The organism is uncultured Halorubrum sp. (assembly GCF_937146585.1).
Taxonomy (GTDB): Archaea; Halobacteriota; Halobacteria; order Halobacteriales; family Haloferacaceae; genus Halorubrum; species Halorubrum miltondacostae.
This window is the reverse complement of record NZ_CAKZRO010000077.1, coordinates 1-18630: the sequence shown is the minus strand read 5'-3', so window position 1 is coordinate 18630 and position 18630 is coordinate 1. Positions and strand designations below refer to the sequence as shown.

The following is an 18630-nucleotide window of genomic DNA, read 5'->3' as shown; positions in this document are numbered from 1 at the left end:
ATAAAAATCCAGTCGCTCGGACCGAGCCGGAGCGGAGTCGACGGACGCGACGCGGGTGCGGCTGGTCGAAGGAGCGGTCTGAGTGAAGTTTTGCGAGAGAAGAGCGCTCCGAGAGCGTCTTCCGCATCACGGGGGGTGGACCCCGGCGATGCGAGGGGAGGGATTTGAACCCACGGACCGCCGCGAGACGGTCCGGCTCGCTTCGCTCGCCGGCTGCGACTCGCGTGCTCTCGTTCGCTCGCGTCGCTCGCTCACGAGACCTCTACAGGAGCGGAGCTTGAAACCCGCCGCCGTTTCCGGGGTTGGCGATACTGACGGCTCAAAGCGGTCTGAGTGAAGTTTTGCGAGGGAAGAGCGCTCCGAGAGCGTCTTCCGCATGTACGCGCTGTGGACGCGCTCATGCGAGGGGAGGGATTTGAACCCACGGACCTCTACAGGAGCGGAGCTTGAATCCGCCGCCGTTTCCGGGCTTGGCTACCCTCGCACGCGGACTGGCGTTGGCTCGGGCTCCCCTTTACCTCGTCGGTTCTGCGCCGACCAGCGTCGCCCGGAACCCGCCTTCGGCCGACTCGCCGATCTCCAGCGTCCAGCCGTGCGCGGCCGCGACGCGCTCCACGATGGCGAGTCCGATGCCCGTGCCGCCGTCCGGCGAGACGCCGAAGTCGGTCAGTTCCGCGCGGTCGCGCTCGTCCTCCGGAAGCCCCGGCCCGTCGTCGGCCACGTACACGCCCCGCTCGTCGACGCCGACCCGGACCGCGGGGGCGTCGCCGCCGTGGTCGAAGGCGTTGCCGATGAGGTTGCCGATGGCGCGCCGGAGCAGCGTCGCGTCGCCGGCCACCGGTCCGGGGTCCTCGACGACGAGGTCGGAATCGGCCGGCGGGTCGCCGAAGTCGCCCGACTCCAGGCAGTCGGCCGCGAGGTCCGCGAGGTCGACCGCCTCGTCCGCGGTCTCGATCTCGTCGGGGTCGCGGGCCATCACCAGGGCCTCGTCGATCATCGCCTCGATCCGACCGAACGCGCTCTCGGCGGCCGCCAGCCGCTCCGTCTCGCCGGTCTCGCGAGCGAGGTCGACGTAGCCGCGGGCGACGGACAGGGGGTTCCGGAGGTCGTGCGAGAGGAAGCCGGCGAGCCGTTCGAGCCGCTCGTTGAGCCGCTCCAGTTCGCGCTCGCGCTCGACTCGGTCCGTGACGTCGCGGATAACCCCGACCGCGCCGACGACCGAGCCGTCCCGTTCGATGGGGGTCAGCCGCGTCTCGGTGGTCATTTCGCGCCCGTCTGCGAGCGTCGTCGTGAGCTGGGCGCGCTCGTCGTCCGCCTCGCCCGCGAGGACTCGCTCGACGGCCGCCCGGTAGCGCTCGCCGGTCTCCTCGGACCAGTACCCCTCCTCGACGAGCCGTTCCGGGTGCTCGTCGTGGAGGACCGCCTCGTCGAACCCGGTCGCCTCGCGGAGCCGGTCGTTGACGAACACGCGGTTCCGGTCGGCGTCGAGGACGTACGCGCCGTCGCCGAGCGCGTTCACGATCGACTCGGCGTGGTCGATCGGGCTCGACTCCGGCGAAGGGTTCATGCGATCGGTACGGGCCGAACGGCCAAGTGCCTCTCGGGTAGCGGCGGGCGTGACGGTCGGGGCGGGCGGCCGCTCGTCCCGCGTCCCGCTTCGTCTCGCGCACCGTCTCCTCCCACGCGGTATCCGTCCCGCGCGCCGCCTCAGCCTGCGATCATCGCGACGCCGACCACCGCGAGGACGGCCGCGACGAGCCGCAGCCGGAAGTGGCGTTCGCCGAGCAGCACGCCCCCGAGGACGACCGCGACGATGGCCTGCGTGTTGATCACCGGCGAGGCGACGCTCGCGGGCAGCGCCGCGAACGCGACCGTCGTCAGGTGCTCGCCCAGCGCGACGAGCGCGCCGGCGGCGAGGAACTTCGGGAGGTCGTCCCGGCCCGCCTCGATCGGGTTCCGGACCGCCGCGGGGAGCAGCACGACCGCGACGCCGGCGAGCAGCAGCGGCACCCAGAGCGTGCCGGGGATCGCGAGCTCTTGGAGCGCGACCCGCTTGCTCACGTCGGCGACCGCGTAGCAGGCCGCGCTCGCGAGCGCCAACTGCGCGGGTCGCGATCGGGCGGCCCGCGCGAACGGCGCGAAGAAGCTGCCCGGCTCGTAGTTCGCGACGTACACCGCGAGGGTGGTGACGACCACGCCGGCGACCTGGATCGGCGAGAGCACCTGTCCGAGCAGTCCGACCTCCAGCGGGAGGACGAACATCGGGACGATCTTGTTGATCGGCGCGACGTACGACACCGCGCCGTCTGCGATGGCGCGCAGGAAGAGGACGAACGCCGCGGCCGTCGCGAGGCTCGTGACGGCGACGACGGCGAACCGCCGCGGGACGACGAGCCCGGCCAGCCCGGCCGCCGCGTCGCCGAAGCCGACCGTGAGGCCGGTCGCAGCGAGGAACCACCCGAGCGCCGCGGCGTTGATCGCCACCGTCAGCGCGGCGGGCGGGTACGCGGCGAAGGCGCGCTTGAGGACGAAGAGGTACGCGCCCCAGACCACGGCGGCGGCGAGCGCGAAGAGGAGTCCGGCGTCCATTCGGTAGACCGGAGCGCGAGCGGGGGAAAGAAGGGTTCGATCCGTCTGCGGGCCGGCGCCGCCGCCGGCGCCGCGAAACGGTTAGGTCGCTGCCGCGTGAACGGCGGGCACATGGACGACCACACCCGCGATCCGGGCGTCGCCCCGCCCCTCGGGAACCCGACCGGGTGGCACGCGGGCGAGGACCCGGACGCGGCGTCGGGAGCGGCGGAGTCGTCGCCGGACGACGAGGAGGGGTCGTCCGGCGGTCCGACCGACGCGCGGCTGGTCGGCGGCTACTGGGAGCACGCGACGCTCCGGCGCGCGACCGAACACGGCGTGCGGCTGTTCAACGACGGCGCGTACCACGAGAGCCACGACTGCTTCGAGGACGAGTGGTACAACTACGGGCGCGGGACGGCCGAGAGCGCCTTCCTCCACGGGATGGTCCAGGTCGCCGCCGGCGCGTACAAGCGCGTCGACTTCGAGAACGACGCGGGGATGCGGTCGCTGTTCGAGACGGCGCTCCAGTACCTCGACGGGATCCCGAGCGACTTCTACGGGGTCGACGTCGGCGACGTCCGGGAGACGCTCCGGGCCGCGCTCGGCGACCCGGCCGCGGTCGACGGGTGGCAGATCACCCTCGACGGCGCGTGCCCCCCGGCGTACCCCGCCGACTACGAGTACGCGGAGCGCGTCGACGAGGAGCACTGAGCCGGGCGGCGCCGCGGATCCGAACGCCACTTATCCGCCGCCCGCCAGAGTGTGGTATGGAGATCCACGATCTGGGCGACGGGGAGCCCGAGGTCGCCGTCGTCGGCGCGATCCACGGCGACGAGCCCTGCGGCGCCCGCGCCGTCGAGCGCCTGCTCGACGCGGACCTCGACCCCGAGCGGCCGGTGCGGCTGATCGTCGCCAACGAGGCGGCGCTCGACGCCGGGGAGCGCTACCTCGACGCCGACCTCAACCGCGCGTTCCCCGGCAACCCCGACGCGGAGGCCCACGAGGTGCGGCTCGCGGCCGACCTGGTCGACGCGCTGGAGGGGTGTACGACGTTCGCGATCCACTCGACGCAGTCGTACGCGGAGCCGTTCGCCGTCATCGACTCGATGGACGAGGTGACTCGCGCGGTCGCGCCGCACCTCCCCGTCGACGCCGTGATCCAGACGGACGCGTTCACCGAGGGGCGGCTCATCGAACACCCGCACACGCTCGAAGTGGAGGCCGGGCTCCAGGGCTCCGAGGCGGCCGCCGACAACGCCTACTGGCTCGCCCGCGCGTTCCTCGCCGCGACCGGGGCCATCTCCGCGCCCGGCGCCGACGACGTGCTCGACGCCGGCGGCCGCGAGGACGTCTCGGTGTTCCGGCTCCGCGAGCGGATCCCCAAGCCCGACGCGGAGGCGTACGAGGTGTTCGCGCGCAACTTCGAGCGCGTCGAGGCCGGCGAGCGGTTCGCGGCCGCCGACGGCGAACCCCTCCTCGCCGACGAGCCCTTCTACCCCGTGTTGCTGTCGTCGAACGGCTACCGCGACCAGTTCGGCTACGTCGCCGACCGCGTCGGCACGCTGGAGTAGTCGGCCCGTCGCGGCCGACGCGACCGGACCCGTGTCCTACTCGACGAGTTCGATCGTGTCGTCGCCGTTCGGCACCGCGCAGATGAACGCGCCGGGCTCGTCGCGCTCGTTGCGGTACCAGTGTTCGGCGCCCGCGGGGATCAGGAGCGCGTCGCCGGCCGACACGGTGTGTTCCTCATCGCCGATCCCGACGACGTACTCGCCGGCGAGGACGTACTGCTCGTGTTCGACCGCGTTGGTGTGGCGGGGGACCGCGGCGTCCGGCGCGAGTTCGAACCGGCGCATCGCGAAGTGCGGCGCGCCGTCCGACTCGTCGATGAGGACGCCCTTCGAGAGCCCCTCGGCGGCCTCCACGGGCTCGTAGGTGACCTCGTCGCCGCGCTTCACGACCGACTCCGGATCGCCTGTGTCGCTCATGTGCGCCCCGACGCGGGCCGCGCACTTAATCGATCACCGACCCGACCCCGTTACTTAACCCGGCACCGGCCGAACTCAATGGCATGCGTGGAATCAAGGTCGGGACCGCGTTCGGCATTCCGATCAGGCTCAACTGGACGTTCCTGATCGTCTTACCGCTCTTCGCGTACCTCATCGGGTCGCAGGTCGGGATGATCGCGGAGGTCATGAACGAGGTCGCCGGCCTCGGGATCGACGCGGGCGCGGTCGCCGCCGGCAGCACGCCGTGGCTGCTCGGGCTGTCGGCCGCGGTCGGGCTGTTCGTCGGGGTGCTGCTCCACGAGTTCGGTCACTCGCTCGTCGCCATGCGGTACGGCTACGAGATCGAGTCGATCACGCTGTGGCTGCTCGGCGGGCTCGCCAGCTTCAAAGAGTTCCCCGAGGACTGGAAACACGAGTTCTGGATCGCGATCGCCGGCCCGCTCGTCAGCGTCGCGGTCGGGGTCGCCTGCTACGGGGTCGTCCTCGTCGCCGCGGGCGGCTCGAACGCCGTCCTCTTCGTCTTCGGCTACCTCGCGCTGTTGAACGTCGTCCTCGCCGTCTTCAACATGCTGCCCGCGTTCCCGATGGACGGCGGGCGGGTCCTGCGGGCGCTCCTCGCGCGGAACCAGCCGCACGCGCAGGCGACCCAGCGGGCCGCCTCCGTGGGGAAAGTGTTCGCGTTCCTGATGGGCATCATCGGCTTGTTCAGCTTCCAGCTGCTGCTCATCGTGCTCGCCTTCTTCGTCTACATCGCCGCCTCGGGCGAGGCCCAGCAGACGACCCTGAAGGCCACCTTCGAGGGCGTCACCGTCACCGACGTGATGACGCCCCGCGAGCAGCTCCACACGGTGACGGAGGACACCTCCGTCGCCGACCTGATGAGCCGGATGTTCGAGGAGCGCCACACGGGGTACCCCGTCCTCGACGGCGACGAGCTCGTCGGGATGGTCACCCTCGAGGACGCCCGGTCGGTCCGCGAGGTGGAGCGCGACGCCTACCGCGTCGACGACGTGATGGCGACCGACCTCGTCGCCGTCGACCCGACCGCCGACGCCCTGGCAGCGCTCCAGACCATGCAGGAGCACGGCGTCGGGCGGCTCCCCGTGGTCGGCGGGGACGGCGAACTCGTCGGCCTCATCTCCCGGTCGGACCTGATGACCGCGTTCAACATCATCCAGACGGGCGGGACGCCGGGGGTCATCAGCGGCCGGCGACAGCAGGCCGGCGACGAGCCCCGGATCCTCTGACCGCTCGCCCGCTCGGCGGCCCCGCGGCGTGGGGTATATACGCGGCAACGACCTACCACGGTACGTGACAACCCGGACCATCCGCGCCCGCGACCGGCCGGTGTTCGGCGTCGACGTCCACAGCGGGGACGTCCGCGGCGACAGCCCCTCCTACGCGCTCGTCATTCTGGACCCCGTCGACGAGGACGACCCGGACGCGCCGGACGCCGACGGCCCGATGGCTCGGGTCACCCGCGACGTGGTCTCCTTCCGGAAGCTCTGCCGGCTGATCGACGACCGCGAGCCCCTCTACGTCGCCACCGACAACGCCTACGAGCTGGCGGCGGACAAGGGAGCGCTCGTCAACTTCCTCCGGTCGCTGCCCGACGGCACCCGGCTCGTCCAGGTGACCGGCGCGGAGCGCCCGGAGCCGCTCTCGCGGGTCGCCTCCCGGCACGGCATCCCCTACGGCAAGAAGCCGATGAAGGAGGCGGAGGCGTCGGCGCGGCTCGCCGCCGCGAACGTCGGCCACGAGGTGACCGCCTTCACCGACGAGACGACCGTGAAGGTGTCCCGCGGGCGCTCGACCGGGAAGGGCGGGTGGAGCCAGGACCGGTACACGCGACGGATCCACGGCAACGTCCGCAAGCGGACCAGGCAGGTCCAGTCGAAGCTGAACGAGGCGAACCTCGACTTCGAGCGCGACGTGACCGAGAAGTACGGCGGCTACGCGAACGCGACGTTCGCCGTCGAGGCCCGCCCCGAGGACATCCCGGTGTCGAACTCGCGGGCCGGCGACGTGCGCGTCGAGGTCGAGCGGGAGCGCCGCGACGGGATCGAGTACGAGCCGCTGGTGAAGCGGCGCGACCGCGTCATCGTCGGGATCGACCCCGGGACGACCACCGCGGCCGCGGTCGTCGGCCTCGACGGCACGGTCCACGCGCTGTACTCCTCGCGGACCGGCGACACCGCCGAGGTGACGGAGTGGATCGTCGAGCAGGGGCGGCCGATCATCGTCGCCGCCGACGTCGAGCCGATGCCGGAGACGGTCGAGAAGTTCCGGCGCTCGTTCGACGCCGCCGGCTGGCGGCCCACGACCGACCTCCCGGTCGACGAGAAGCTCCACCGCACCCGCGAGGCGAGCTACGCGAACGACCACGAGCGCGACGCGCTCGCGGCCGCGCTGTACGCTTACGACGACCACGAGGACCAGTTCGAGCGGATCGCGGCGAAGACGCCCCCGCGGCTCGACCGCGGAGCGGTGATCGCCGGCGTCGTCGCGGGCGGCTCGTCGGTCGAGGCCGTCATCGAGGACCTGAGCGAGGACGACGGCGGCGACGGCGACGACGACGACGGCGAGGAGGCGGACCCCACCGAGCCCGACCGCACCGAGGAGGAGGAGACGATCCGGCGGCTCCGCGAGCGCGTCGACCGACTGGAGTCGCACGCCGAGTCGCTCGAGGACGACCTCGACGAGCGCGACGATCGGATCGCGGAGCTGGAAGGGGAACTGGAGGAGTCGAAACGCGAGGAGCGCATCGAGGCGCGCACGCGGCGGGCGGTCTCTCGGCTCGAACGCGAGACGGACCGCCTAGAGCGCGAGCGCGACGAGGCCCAAGAGCGCGTCGCCGACCTCGAACGCAAGGTGGAGACGCTGAAGGAGCTGTGGCGGCTCGACCACTCGAACTTCGGCGACGTGGCCGAGGGCCGGGGGCTGGTGAGCGTGAAGGTCGTCGAGCAGTTCACGCTCGACGCGCTCGACGCCGCGGACGACGCCTACGGGCTCGTCGCCGGCGACGTGGTCTACCTCCGGGACGCGTCCGGGGCGGGCCGCCGGACCGCGGAGCGGCTCGCGGAGGCGGAGCCGCGGGCCGTGATCCGCGGCGAGGGGAACCTCTCGGACGTCGCCGACGAGGTGCTGTTCGAGCGCGCGATCCCGGTGGTGCCCGGCGACGCCGTACCGGTCCGCGAGGTGGACGAGCTGGCGGTCGCGAGCGAGGAGGACCTCACCGCCGCCGTCGAGGAGTGGGAGGAGCGCGCCGAAGAGCGCCGGCGCGACGAGAAGGCCGAGCGGATCGACCGGATCATCTCCGAGCACCGGGCGGGGCGGACGCTGCCCGAGACGGAGGAGTGAGGCGCCGAAGGGGCCGCGTGACCCCACGCCACACATCCAGAAGTCATATGTCCGGGAACGCACACTCGGAGGTATGGACGCTCACGAGCTGATCACCCGGAACGCGGCCGAGGTGGTCACCGAGTCGGAGATCGAGGCGCTGGCCGACGACCCCGAAGGGAAGCGGGCGTACGTCGGCTACGAGCCCTCGGGCGTGCTCCACATCGGTCACATGCTCACCGCGAACAAGCTCATCGACCTCCAGGAGGCGGGCTTCGAGGTCACCGTCCTCCTCGCGGACGTACACGCCTACCTCAACGACAAGGGGTCGTTCGAGGAGATCCGCCACACCGCAGAGCGGATGCGCGACCAGTTCATCGCCTACGGGCTCGACGAGTCGAACACGCAGTTCGTGCTCGGCTCGGACTTCCAGCTCGACGACGACTACACGCTCGACCTCCACGCCTTGGAGCTCGAGACGACGCTGGCGCGCGCCGAGCGGGCGATGGCCGAGATCAGCTCGGGCGACTCGGTGAAGGTGTCGCAGGCCGTCTACCCGCTGATGCAGGCGCTCGACATCCCGTACCTCGGCGTCGACCTCGCCGTCGGCGGGATGGAGCAGCGGAAGGTCCACATGCTCGCGCGCGACGTGCTCCCGAGCATCGACCGCGAGCCGCCGACGAGCCTCCACACGCCGCTGATCGCCGACCTCGGCACCGGCCGCGGGAAGATGTCCTCCAGCGAGGGGGTCACCATCTCGATGGAGGACTCCCGCGAGGACATCGAGTCGAAGGTGAACGACGCCTACTGCCCGCCGACGGCGGACCCGGAGCCGACCGACGACGGCGCGGAACGCGAGAACCCCGTCCTCCAGGTGTTCGAGTACCACGTCTTCCCCCGGTTCGACTCGGTCACCGTCGAGCGCCCCGAGGAGTACGGCGGCGACCTCGCGTACGACGCCTACGACGACCTCGAGGGCGACCTGGAGTCCGGCGAGCTCCACCCCGCGGACGCGAAGGGAGCGCTCGCGGAGTACCTCGACCGCCTCATCGCGCCGGGCCGCCAGCAGCTCGCGGAGTAGGCCGCGCGGCCCGCGGTCAGCCGTCGCTTTCTCTCGCGGTCTTCGCCTTTTCTTCCGTCGCGTGCTCCCCGACCTCGCAGGTCCCGTCCAGACAGCCCAGTCCGGCCGCCGTCTCGAAGACGGGGAGCCCGCAGTCGCACTCGTCGACGACGACGCCCGCGGGGAACGAGAAGGTGGTCTCGCAGTCCGGGTAGTTCTCGCAGCCGAGGTAGACGCGGCCGGGCGCGGAGCGGACGCGGAGGTCGCCCCCGCAGTCGGGACACGCCCAGACGCCGTCGAACCGGTCGCTGACGGCGTCTTCCATCGGGTCGCACGCCGGGTCGAGACAGAGGTGGAACGGCTCGCCGCGCTCGACGCGGATCTTCGGCAGCCCGCAGTCGTCGCAGGTCGCGTCGGTGACGCTCGCGCCGGCCGGGAGCCCGCGGCGCGTCTCGCAGTCGAGACAGACCACGTCGCCGCGCGACCGCACGAGCGGGCCGCCGTCGTCGGGGCAGGTCCCGACCGGAACGCCCGCCTCCGTGACGGGGAGCGCTCGGCTGGCTGTCGCCTCCTCGGCGACGACGCGGAGCCGCCGCGATCCGTCGCGAGCGGTGACGGTGAACCCGTCGCCGTCGCCCTCGACGACGACGCTCTCGGGGCGCGTGAGCCACGCGACGGGCTGGTAGCCGTCGGCGTCGTGGACGAGCGTCGTGTCGTCGGGTTTGATCAGGACGACGACCCGCCCGCGGTACGCGCGGGTCCGGTCGCCGCGGTCGGTCACCTGGCAGTCGCCTGCGAGCACGCGGAGTCGTTGCGGCATGGGGCGGGTGGCCGCGGAATGGGTGTTAAGCGGTCGTTGCGGGAGTTTAAGAGAGATACCGGGCGGGTGGCGGTGAGAACGGGTGACGCGCCGCACCTGTTCGACGACTCGAACGTCCCGGCCGCTCGTTGACAAGCGGATACCGACGGATCGCAAGATCGGATTCGGACGCCGACGCGCCTACGCCACCCGAACGGTCCGCGTCGCCGTGACGGGCAACAGCGGGAGGTCGGGGAAGACGACCTCGACGGTGAACGCCAGTTCGTCGGCGTCCGGCGTGCCGAACACGCCGACCGGGAGCGTCGTCTCCCCGTCGAGGTACGTCGTCGTCGCGGTCATCTCCACGTCGTTGACGGTGACGCGGATCCCCGCGCGGGCGCTCCCGGAGACGGCGGTCGCGGCGACCTCGCACAGCTCGTTCTCCCCGACCGCGATGCTGTCCGGGAACGCGCCCCAGTCGACGTCGATCCGCGGGCAGTCGCGGGCGGCGTCGACGATCCGCTCCGCCACGGAGTCGCTCATCCCGGCGTTCGCCAGTTCCGCCGGACCGGCGTCGACGACGTCGACGGGGGAGGTGAGGCCGGCGTCCGCGAGGCGCTCCGCGCGGCCGGAGCCGACCCCCTCGATCGCCGTGAGCGCGACCGCCTCGCGGGAGACGCCGTGTTCGACGCGCGCCTCCACGCGACGGGCGAGGTTGGCGGCGCGGGGGCCGGCGAACCGGTCGAGGAACTCCGCGAGCGCGGCGAGGAGTCGGAGCGCGTTCTGCCGGATCACCCACGCGTCCGACCGGAGATCCGAGGGGATCGAGTCGGCCATCCCGGCGAGCAGGATGGCGAACACCTTGCGGTGGCCGTCCTCCAGGTCGGTGTCGCGGCCGTCGAGGATGCGGTCGATCGCGTCCGACTCGGCCGAGCGCGCCGAGACGGAGTCGAACTCGCCGGCCGACGCGACGGTCTCTAACACGGCGTCGGCGGTCAGGGTCTCGCGGTCGGCGAGCCGCCGGAACCGCCGCGCGGTGTCGAGCCGGAGGTAGTACTTCGAGGCCAGCCGGCCCAGCGCGGTCGGCTCGATCGCGAGGTCGTCGTCGGCCGCGACGAACCCGTCGTCGACGAGCGACTCGAGGGTGTCGCGGACGCGGTCGCGGAGCGTCGAGAAGTCGTACTGCTCGGGCTTCGACTGCGCGCGGACGTAGTAGAAGGTGGTCTCCAACCACGCCATCACGTCGTCGAGCCCGCGGATCGTCCCCATCGCGATCTCCGCGTTGAGGTGGGACTCGAGGTCGGCGGCGAGCCGCGACTCGATCGCCTTCCCCTCGCGCAGCAGCTTTCGGTACTTGTCGGCGTCGGCGCGGTCGCAGACGACCCAGCCGTACCCCACGTCGTCGTACTCGGGACGGCCCGCGCGCCCGAGCATCTGGAGCACGTCCAGCGGCGAGATGTCGGTCTCCCCCTCCAGCGGGTCGTGGTACTTCGTGTCGCGGATGACGACGCAGCGGGCGGGGAGGTTCACCCCCCACGCGAGCGTCGACGTCGAGAAGAGGAACTTGATCTTCCCCTGCTTGAACCACTCCTCGACGCGGTCGCGGTCGTCCTTCCCGAGGCCGGCGTGGTGGAAGCCGACGCCGTCCGTGACCGACTGGCGGAGCGTGTCGTTGGTGAGTTCCTTCGCCTCGTTGTGGAAGTCGTAGTCGCCGCGGGAGTCGATCGGGATGTCGCGTTCGGTGATCTCGTCGCGGGCCTTCTTCGCCGCCTGGACGGTGTCCTGCCGCGAGGAGACGAAGACGAGCGCCTGCCCGTCCTCGCGGACGTGGGGCTCGGCTAAGTCGAGGGCGCGGTAGAGCCGGCGGTACTTGTCGGCGAACGCGTTCGAACCGTGCGAGTACGTCTTCACGCCGGTCTCGAGGTCGACGGGGCGGTACTCGTCGCCGAACGCGTACGTCGTCTCCGCGGGTGCGTCGAGCCACTCCGCCACGTCGCCGATGTTCGGCATCGTCGCCGACAGCGCGACGACCCGGGGGTCCTGAAGCCGGCGGAGCCGCGAGACGGTGACCTCGAGCACCGCGCCGCGCTTCTCGGAGTCGAGCAGGTGGACCTCGTCGATCACGACGCAGTCCACGTCGGTGATGAAGGAGTAGCGCGCCGAGTCGTGCTTCCGGGTCGCGCTGTCGGCCTTCTCCGGCGTCGTCACCAGCACGTCCGCGCGCTCGGCGCGGCGCGGGTTCAGGTCGCGCTCGCCCGAGACGACGTAGACGGAGTAGCCGAGCTCCTCGAACCGCTCCCACTCGCTCTCCTTCTCGTTCGTGAGCGCGCGCAGCGGCGCGACGAAGAGGGCGGTCCCGCCCGCGGCGAGCGTCCGACAGATGGCGAGCTCGGCGAGCGCGGTCTTCCCGGAGGCGGTCGGCGCGGACGCGACCACGTTGTGGTCGGTCTCCAAGATGCCCGGCAGCGCCTCCCGTTGCATCCGATTGAACTCGTCGAACCCGAAGGCCTCCGCGAACTCCGGCACCGCGTCCGCGACCTTCACGGCACACCACACCCGTGCGCGAGTCGTCGGGAACCGCGGCTGTGTCGCATCGGATCGAGAGGGGGGCTTCGAGGGCAAAGGCGTTTCTCATGCGGGCGCGACGCGTCGGGACGGCGGTGGCGGGGGCGAGGGCGTGTCGAGGGCGGCGTCGACCGCCGCCGACCCACACCGTTTAGGCGACTGCGGTCGACCGCACGGACATGATCTCCTCGTCGCCGCTCGTCATCGGGGTGGGCGTCGCGGTCGCGCTGCTCGCGCTGTTCGTGCTCGCTCGCCGACTTCGCGGCCCGTCCGCCGAGGCGCGCGAGTCGAAGCGCGCGCACGACGCGGCCCAAGAGCGCGAGCCGCCGGTCGAGATCGGCGAGACCTACGAGTTCGGCGTCACCGAGCTCACCGACCACCACTCCGGCGACGAGGTCGCCGTCGGCAAGGTCGAGGGGTTCGTCGTCTTCACCGAGGACGTCCCGAGCGGCCTCGAACCGGGCGACGTGATCCGCGCGAAGGTCCTCTCGTTCAACGAGGGACGCACCTCCGCCGACGCGACCTTCGTCGGCCGGGCGTAGTCGAGGCGGGGTAGTCACCGGACCGACGCCGCGCCCGCCGCGACCACGTCCGCCCCGAACCGGAGGTTCATACGTGATGGTGACGAAGAGGTGTCGCAATGGCTCAGGCCGGCACCCAGGACCTCACGGAGCGGTTCATCCAGTTCTATCGCAACTACTACCGGGAGGAGATCGGGCAGCTCGCGCAGCGGTACCCCAACGAGCAGCGCTCGCTGTACGTCTCCTACGACGACCTCTTTCAGTTCGACCGCGACCTCGCCGAGGACTTCCTGAACAAGCCCGAGCAGATGCGCGAGTACGCCGAGGAGGCGCTCCGGCTCTACGACCTCCCAGCCGACGTCAGCCTCGGCCGCGCGCACGTCCGCATCGAGGACCTCCCCGAGAGCGTCGACATCCGCGGCATCCGCGTCCACGACGACCACATCGGCAAGCTCGTCTCGGTCCAGGGGATCGTCCGCAAGGCCACGGACGTCCGCCCGAAGGTGACCGAGGCCGCGTTCGAGTGCCAGCGCTGCGGCACGATGACCTACATCCCGCAGTCGGACGGCGGCTTTCAGGAGCCGCACGAGTGTCAGGGCTGTGAACGGCAGGGCCCCTTCCGCGTCAACTTCGACCAGTCCGAGTTCGTCGACTCCCAGAAGCTCCGCATTCAGGAGTCCCCTGAGGGCCTCCGCGGCGGCGAGACCCCCCAGTCGCTCGACGTCGACATCGTCGACGACATCACCGGCGAGGTGAGCCCCGGCGACCACGTCACTTGCGTCGGCATCCTCCACATCGAGCAGGTCGAACAGGGGAACGAGAAGTCCGCCATCTTCGACCTGTACATGGACGGCGTCTCCATCGCCATCGAGGACGAGGAGTTCGAGGACATGGACATCACCGAGGCAGACAAACGCGACATCATCGAGCTGTCCGAGCGCGACGACATCTACGAGGCGATGGTCGGATCCATCGCGCCGGCCATCTACGGCTACGAGGAGGAGAAGCTCGCGATGATCCTCCAGCTGTTCTCCGGCGTGACGAAGCACCTCCCCGACGGGTCGCGAATTCGCGGCGACCTCCACATGCTCCTTATTGGCGACCCCGGAACGGGTAAGTGTCAAAAATATGATACTAAGGTGACACTTGCTGACGGAACGGAACGGGCAATCGGGGATATAGTAGAGTCAAACCTCGAAGACCCGATAGAGGTCGACGACGGGGTATACGAACCGGTAGATATCGGCGTTCAAACAGTAACCGAATCGGGGGCCGTCGAGACTGGGACCGCGACAAAAGTCTGGAAACGAGAAGCGCCGGATAGGATGTACCGAATTTCGATGGCATCGGGGCGCGACATAGAGGTGACACCGTCGCACCCGCTGTTCAAACAGTTGAACAGAGGATTGTCTCCCCAACGGGCAGACAAGCTGAGGGAGGGTGATCTCATTGCTGTCCCCGGAAACATCAACCCGGACTGGGATGATTCGCTTGACGTTTCGTTCCAGCAGGTCGAAGCCTACAACGCGAATTCGTTCACGCCGCCCACCCGAGTCGATCCCACTCTGGCTCGACTCCTCGGTTATATCATCGCAGAGGGCCACACCTATCTCTCGGGATCGAGTGCCGCTACCGAGATTACGAACGTCGACGAAGAGATACTGACGGACGTGGAGAACTGCTTCCGCGAGTTGGGCGTTCGGTGGTCCCGTCTAGAGAAATGCGATCATGAGACTGCCGAAATCGTCCGCTGTTCCTCGTTGGAGTTCGTCCGGTTCCTCAGAGAACTCGAACCGGCAATTCTCAAAAACTCTGAGAATCAACTCGTCCCCGATTGTCTCAAACGGGCGAGTCCGGAGAACAAGAAGGAATTCCTACAGGCGTACGTTGACAGCGAGGGGACAGTCTCACCCAAAGAACGCGAAATCACGGTTTCCTCGATGAGTAGAGAACTGCTGACCGGAGTACAGACGTTACTCCTCGCGTTCGGGATCCAGAGCCATCTTCGGAAACGACACAACGACAGCCACCGACTGCGCATCAGTGGACGGGATTTCGTCAAATACGTCGACGAAATTGGATTCGTTACCGATCGCAAAGCGACGGCCTCGAAAGCGTTCGACGATGTTCCAGAGAACACAAACACGGATGTGATTCCGGGACTAAGTGACGATCTCCGGCAGATCCGCGAGGCGCTCGCGTTGTCACAGTTCGATATCGGAATGCCACGTCCGACGTATCAACACTACGAACGCGGCGACAGAAATCCGAGTAGAGCGAGTCTGAGAGCGGTTGTCGACACGTTCGAAACCCGCTTAGACTGGCTTCGGGAGAAGCGCGGAGAGCTGCTGGACGGTGACTGGCAGGCGGTCGAGACGCTACGAGAGGAACTGAACATCTCTCAGAAGGTACTCTCGGAGGGTATGGACGTCTCTCAAACCGCGATCAGCTACTATGAGCGGAACGACGTCGCTCCCGACGGTGGACAGACCGCGGATGCAAAGGACGTGATTTTGGATCGTCTCGACGAGGCATTATCCGTCAGCCAAGACATCTCCGAACTCGATCGTCTGTGTACGAACGACGTTCACTGGGACCGGATCGAGTCGATCGAATCGGTCGATCCGGATTACGAGTGGGTCTACGATCTGGAGGTCGCAGACACGCATACGTATCTTGGAAACGGCGTCGTCTCGCACAACTCACAGATGATTTCGTACGTAGAAAACATCGCACCCCGGTCGGTGTACACCTCCGGAAAGGGGTCAAGCGCGGCGGGCCTCACGGCCGCGGCCGTCCGCGACGACTTCGGCGACGGCCAGCAGTGGTCGCTCGAGGCCGGGGCGCTCGTCCTCGCAGATAAGGGGATCGCGGCGGTCGACGAGCTGGATAAGATGGACTGCGTCACCGGCGACACGCTGGTCTCGCTCGCCGACGGCCGCGTCGAACGCATCGACGAACTGGCGCGGGAAGCCGCCGAGGGCGGCGAGGTCGAGGACCTCTCGAACGGGCGCCGCGTCCGCGACGTCGACCTCGACGTGTGGTCGATGGACGAGGACGGCAACCTCGTCGAGCGGTCCGTCTCCGCGGTCCACGAGTACGACGCGCCGTCAGAGCTGACCCGAGTGACGACCGAGACCGGGGAGTCACTGACCGCGACGGCCGATCATCCGTTCTTCGTCCTCGACGACGGGGAGCGCGTCGAGCGCGAGGCGGCCGCGCTTGACGACGGCGACTGGGTGTATGTCCCTCGCGAGATTCCAACGAAGGCGGCGGACGGCGGAGCGATAGCGGCGAGGGGCGGAGACGGGCCAGCGGTCGAGCCGGGCAAGGCCGTTGACGACGAGGGGCTTGACGGCGACGGCGTCGACGCCGCCATGGCGAGCGTCCTCGGGTACCTCTCCGGCGACGGGAACGTCTTCTATGACCGCGACGAAGGCGTCTACGGCGTCCGGTTCACCAACGCGGACGAGGAACTGCTGGACGACTTCGAGCGCGCGGCGCGGGCGGCGTTCGACGCGGAGCCGGTGCGACCGCCGAGCGAACAGCGCGACGACGGCGTCGAGACGGTCCGCGTCACCGGGAAGGGACACGCCGACGCCGTCCTCGACGCGGGGATGAACCTCGGTCGGTACGACGAGAAGTGCTTCCCGACCCCCGTTTCGGCCGGAAGCCGTGCGGCGAAGGCCGCGTTCGTCCGTGCGCTCGCCGACAGCGAGGGGCACGTCGACGAGTCGGCGGGCAACGTCAGGATCGCGTCTGCGAGCCGGGACCTGCTTGATGGCGCGCGGAACCTCCTCTTAGGGTTCGGCGTGTCGAGCCAGCTCCAGCACCGCGAGCGGGACGGGGGCCGCGACGTGTACTACCTCGCGGTGACCGACGCCGACTCGCTCGCGGCGTTCCGGCGGTACGTCGGGTTCACGGCCACGCGAAAGGCGGAGGCGCTCGACTGCGTCGTCGACGCGGCCGGCGGCGGTCGCACGATCCTCGACGTGGTCCCGGAGGTCGACGACGTGCTCGCGCGGTGTCGCGACTCGCTCCGGCTTCACCAGAGCGAGTGCGGGGTTAACGCGGTCACGTACCACGACTTCGAGAGCGGCAGTGCGAACGTCTCGCTCCACCGCGCCCATCAGGTGCTCGCGGCGTTCGAAGAGCGGATCGAGGCGGCCGCCGAGGACCGGAGCCGACTCGACGGGGAACCGACGTGGGAGACGCTCTCAGAGCTGCGGCAGCGATACCACGTCTCGCAGTCCGAGTTGGCCGAGGGAACCGCGCTGTCCCAACAGCGGATCTCCCGAGAGTGGGGCGACCGCGACGAGGTCCGTCAGACGGTGAGCGAACGGCTGCGAGAGATCCTCAACGACGTCGCGGAGACCGACCTCGGGGACCTCCGCGAGTTCGTCCGCGGCGACGTGAAGTGGCGACAGGTCGAGTCGGTCGAGACGGTGCCGCCGGAGTCGACCGAACACCGCGGCGAGGTGCTCCGACAGCGTCTCGCAGACGTCATCGAGGGACCGGTTGAGACGGCCGAAGAGCGCGCTCGCGACCTGCTCGACCGCGGTCCGGTCGGCGAGACGCGAGCGGAGCTGTCGGCGGCGCTGGACGCGTACGGGATCAGTCAGGCTGACGTGGCGGCAGGGCTCGACGTGAGTCAGGCGACCGTGTCGCGCTGGCTGTCGGGCGCCGTCGAAACGGACCGGCTCGACGACGTGCGCGAGGCCGTCGCCGAAGAGGTCGACGCCGTCGAAGCGGAACTGCGGTCCACACTGACACGGATCGACGACGGGGAGCGGCCGCGGGTGTACGATCTGACGGTCGAAGGGACGCACAACTTCGTCGCGAACGGGCTCGTCGTCCACAACTCCTCTGACCGCTCCGCGATGCACGAGGGGCTCGAACAGCAGAAGATCTCCGTCTCGAAGGCGGGGATCAACGCGACGCTGAAGGCGCGGTGTTCCCTGCTCGGCGCCGCGAACCCCAAGTACGGCCGGTTCGACCAGTACGAGCCGATCGGCGAACAGATCGACTTGGAGCCGGCGCTGATCTCGCGGTTCGACCTCATCTTCACCGTGACGGACAGCCCGGACGCGGAACACGACTCCCGGCTGGCGAAACACATCATCAAGACGAACTACGCCGGCGAGCTCAACACCCAGCGCGAGGAGCTGGCGAGCTCGGAGTTCACCTCGGAGCAGGTGGCGGAGGTGACCGAAGAGGTCGCGCCGGAGATCGACGCGGAGCTCCTTCGCAAGTACATCGCCCACGCGAAGCGGTCCTGCTTCCCGACGATGACCGAGGAGGCGAAGGAGCTGATCGAGGAGTTCTACGTCGACCTGCGCTCGAAGGGGGCCGACGAGGACGCGCCCGTGCCGGTCACCGCCCGGAAGCTGGAGGCGATGGTGCGGCTCTCCGAGGCCAGCGCGCGGGTGCGGCTCTCGGACACCGTCGAGCGCGAGGACGCGGACCGCGCGACGGACATCGTGGAGTCCTGTCTCAAGGACATCGGCGTCGACCCGGAGACGGGGCAGTTCGACGCCGACGTGGTCGAGACGGGCACGTCGAAGAGCCAGCGCGACCGCATCAAGAACATCAAGGGGCTCATCGCCGACATCGAAGAGGAGTACCAGGAGGGCGCGCCGGTCGAAGAAGTGCTCGACCGCGCGGGCGAGATCGGGATGGACCCCGCGAAGGCGGAGGGGGAGATCGAGAAGCTCCGCACGAAGGGCGAAGTGTACGAGCCCAAGCAGGGGCACCTGCGGACGACGT

Annotated in this window: 12 protein-coding genes and 1 tRNA gene; 7 read left to right on the top strand and 6 right to left on the bottom strand. The window is 69.6% G+C overall.

Annotation, left to right across the window (positions count from 1 at the left end; translation table 11 throughout):
* Positions 1 to 400 precede the first annotated feature (400 nt).
* From Q0116_RS07030 to Q0116_RS07020, 3 genes are all read right to left on the bottom strand, one after another.
* A tRNA-Leu gene (locus Q0116_RS07030) sits at positions 401 to 484 on the bottom strand.
* Between the two features lie 30 nt (positions 485 to 514).
* Positions 515 to 1567, bottom strand: a complete 1053-nt coding sequence (locus Q0116_RS07025) for a PAS domain-containing sensor histidine kinase (RefSeq protein ID WP_297886621.1) — start codon at positions 1565 to 1567, stop codon at positions 515 to 517.
* A 140-nt stretch (positions 1568 to 1707) separates the two neighbouring features.
* Positions 1708 to 2589, bottom strand: a complete 882-nt coding sequence (locus Q0116_RS07020) for an EamA family transporter (protein ID WP_297886620.1) — start codon at positions 2587 to 2589, stop codon at positions 1708 to 1710.
* Between the two features lie 111 nt (positions 2590 to 2700).
* On the opposite strand from Q0116_RS07020, the gene Q0116_RS07015 reads away from it, so the two are divergent.
* Together Q0116_RS07015 and Q0116_RS07010 are read left to right on the top strand one after the other, a co-directional pair.
* Entirely contained in the window at positions 2701 to 3282 is a 582-nt protein-coding gene (locus Q0116_RS07015; protein WP_297886619.1) for a DUF309 domain-containing protein, read from the top strand.
* Positions 3283 to 3338: 56 nt separating this feature from the next.
* Complete coding sequence (locus Q0116_RS07010) at positions 3339 to 4142, top strand: succinylglutamate desuccinylase/aspartoacylase family protein (RefSeq protein WP_297886618.1); 804 nt, start codon at positions 3339 to 3341, stop codon at positions 4140 to 4142.
* 36 nt (positions 4143 to 4178) lie between these two features.
* Here Q0116_RS07010 and Q0116_RS07005 read toward each other — a convergent pair whose 3' ends face one another.
* Entirely contained in the window at positions 4179 to 4559 is a 381-nt protein-coding gene (locus Q0116_RS07005; protein ID WP_297886617.1) for a cupin domain-containing protein, read from the bottom strand.
* A gap of 83 nt (positions 4560 to 4642) precedes the next feature.
* On the opposite strand from Q0116_RS07005, the gene Q0116_RS07000 reads away from it, so the two are divergent.
* The 3 genes from Q0116_RS07000 (at position 4643) to Q0116_RS06990 (ending at position 9000) form a co-directional block, all read left to right on the top strand.
* The gene (locus tag Q0116_RS07000; RefSeq protein WP_297886616.1) at positions 4643 to 5827 is read left to right on the top strand and encodes a M50 family metallopeptidase; all 1185 of its coding nucleotides are present in this window, start codon (positions 4643 to 4645) and stop codon (positions 5825 to 5827) included.
* A gap of 64 nt (positions 5828 to 5891) precedes the next feature.
* Positions 5892 to 7940, top strand: coding sequence for a DUF460 domain-containing protein (locus Q0116_RS06995; protein ID WP_297886615.1), 2049 nt, complete (start codon positions 5892 to 5894; stop codon positions 7938 to 7940).
* 73 nt (positions 7941 to 8013) lie between these two features.
* Positions 8014 to 9000 carry a tyrosine--tRNA ligase gene (locus Q0116_RS06990; RefSeq protein WP_297886614.1) on the top strand — a complete coding sequence of 329 codons (987 nt, stop codon included), beginning with the start codon at positions 8014 to 8016 and terminating at the stop codon, positions 8998 to 9000.
* 16 nt (positions 9001 to 9016) lie between these two features.
* Here the strand turns inward: Q0116_RS06990 and Q0116_RS06985 are convergent, their stop codons facing one another.
* Positions 9017 to 9799, bottom strand: a complete 783-nt coding sequence (locus Q0116_RS06985) for a topoisomerase DNA-binding C4 zinc finger domain-containing protein (protein WP_297886613.1) — start codon at positions 9797 to 9799, stop codon at positions 9017 to 9019.
* A gap of 180 nt (positions 9800 to 9979) precedes the next feature.
* Positions 9980 to 12322, bottom strand: a complete 2343-nt coding sequence (locus Q0116_RS06980) for a DEAD/DEAH box helicase (protein ID WP_297886612.1) — start codon at positions 12320 to 12322, stop codon at positions 9980 to 9982.
* A 200-nt stretch (positions 12323 to 12522) separates the two neighbouring features.
* Here Q0116_RS06980 and Q0116_RS06975 point away from each other — a divergent pair, with 200 nt between their 5' ends.
* Entirely contained in the window at positions 12523 to 12885 is a 363-nt protein-coding gene (locus tag Q0116_RS06975; protein ID WP_297886611.1) for a TRAM domain-containing protein, read from the top strand.
* A gap of 98 nt (positions 12886 to 12983) precedes the next feature.
* Positions 12984 to 18630 (top strand): LAGLIDADG family homing endonuclease (locus Q0116_RS06970; protein ID WP_297886610.1); only part of this gene is annotated, 5647 nt, incomplete at its 3' end.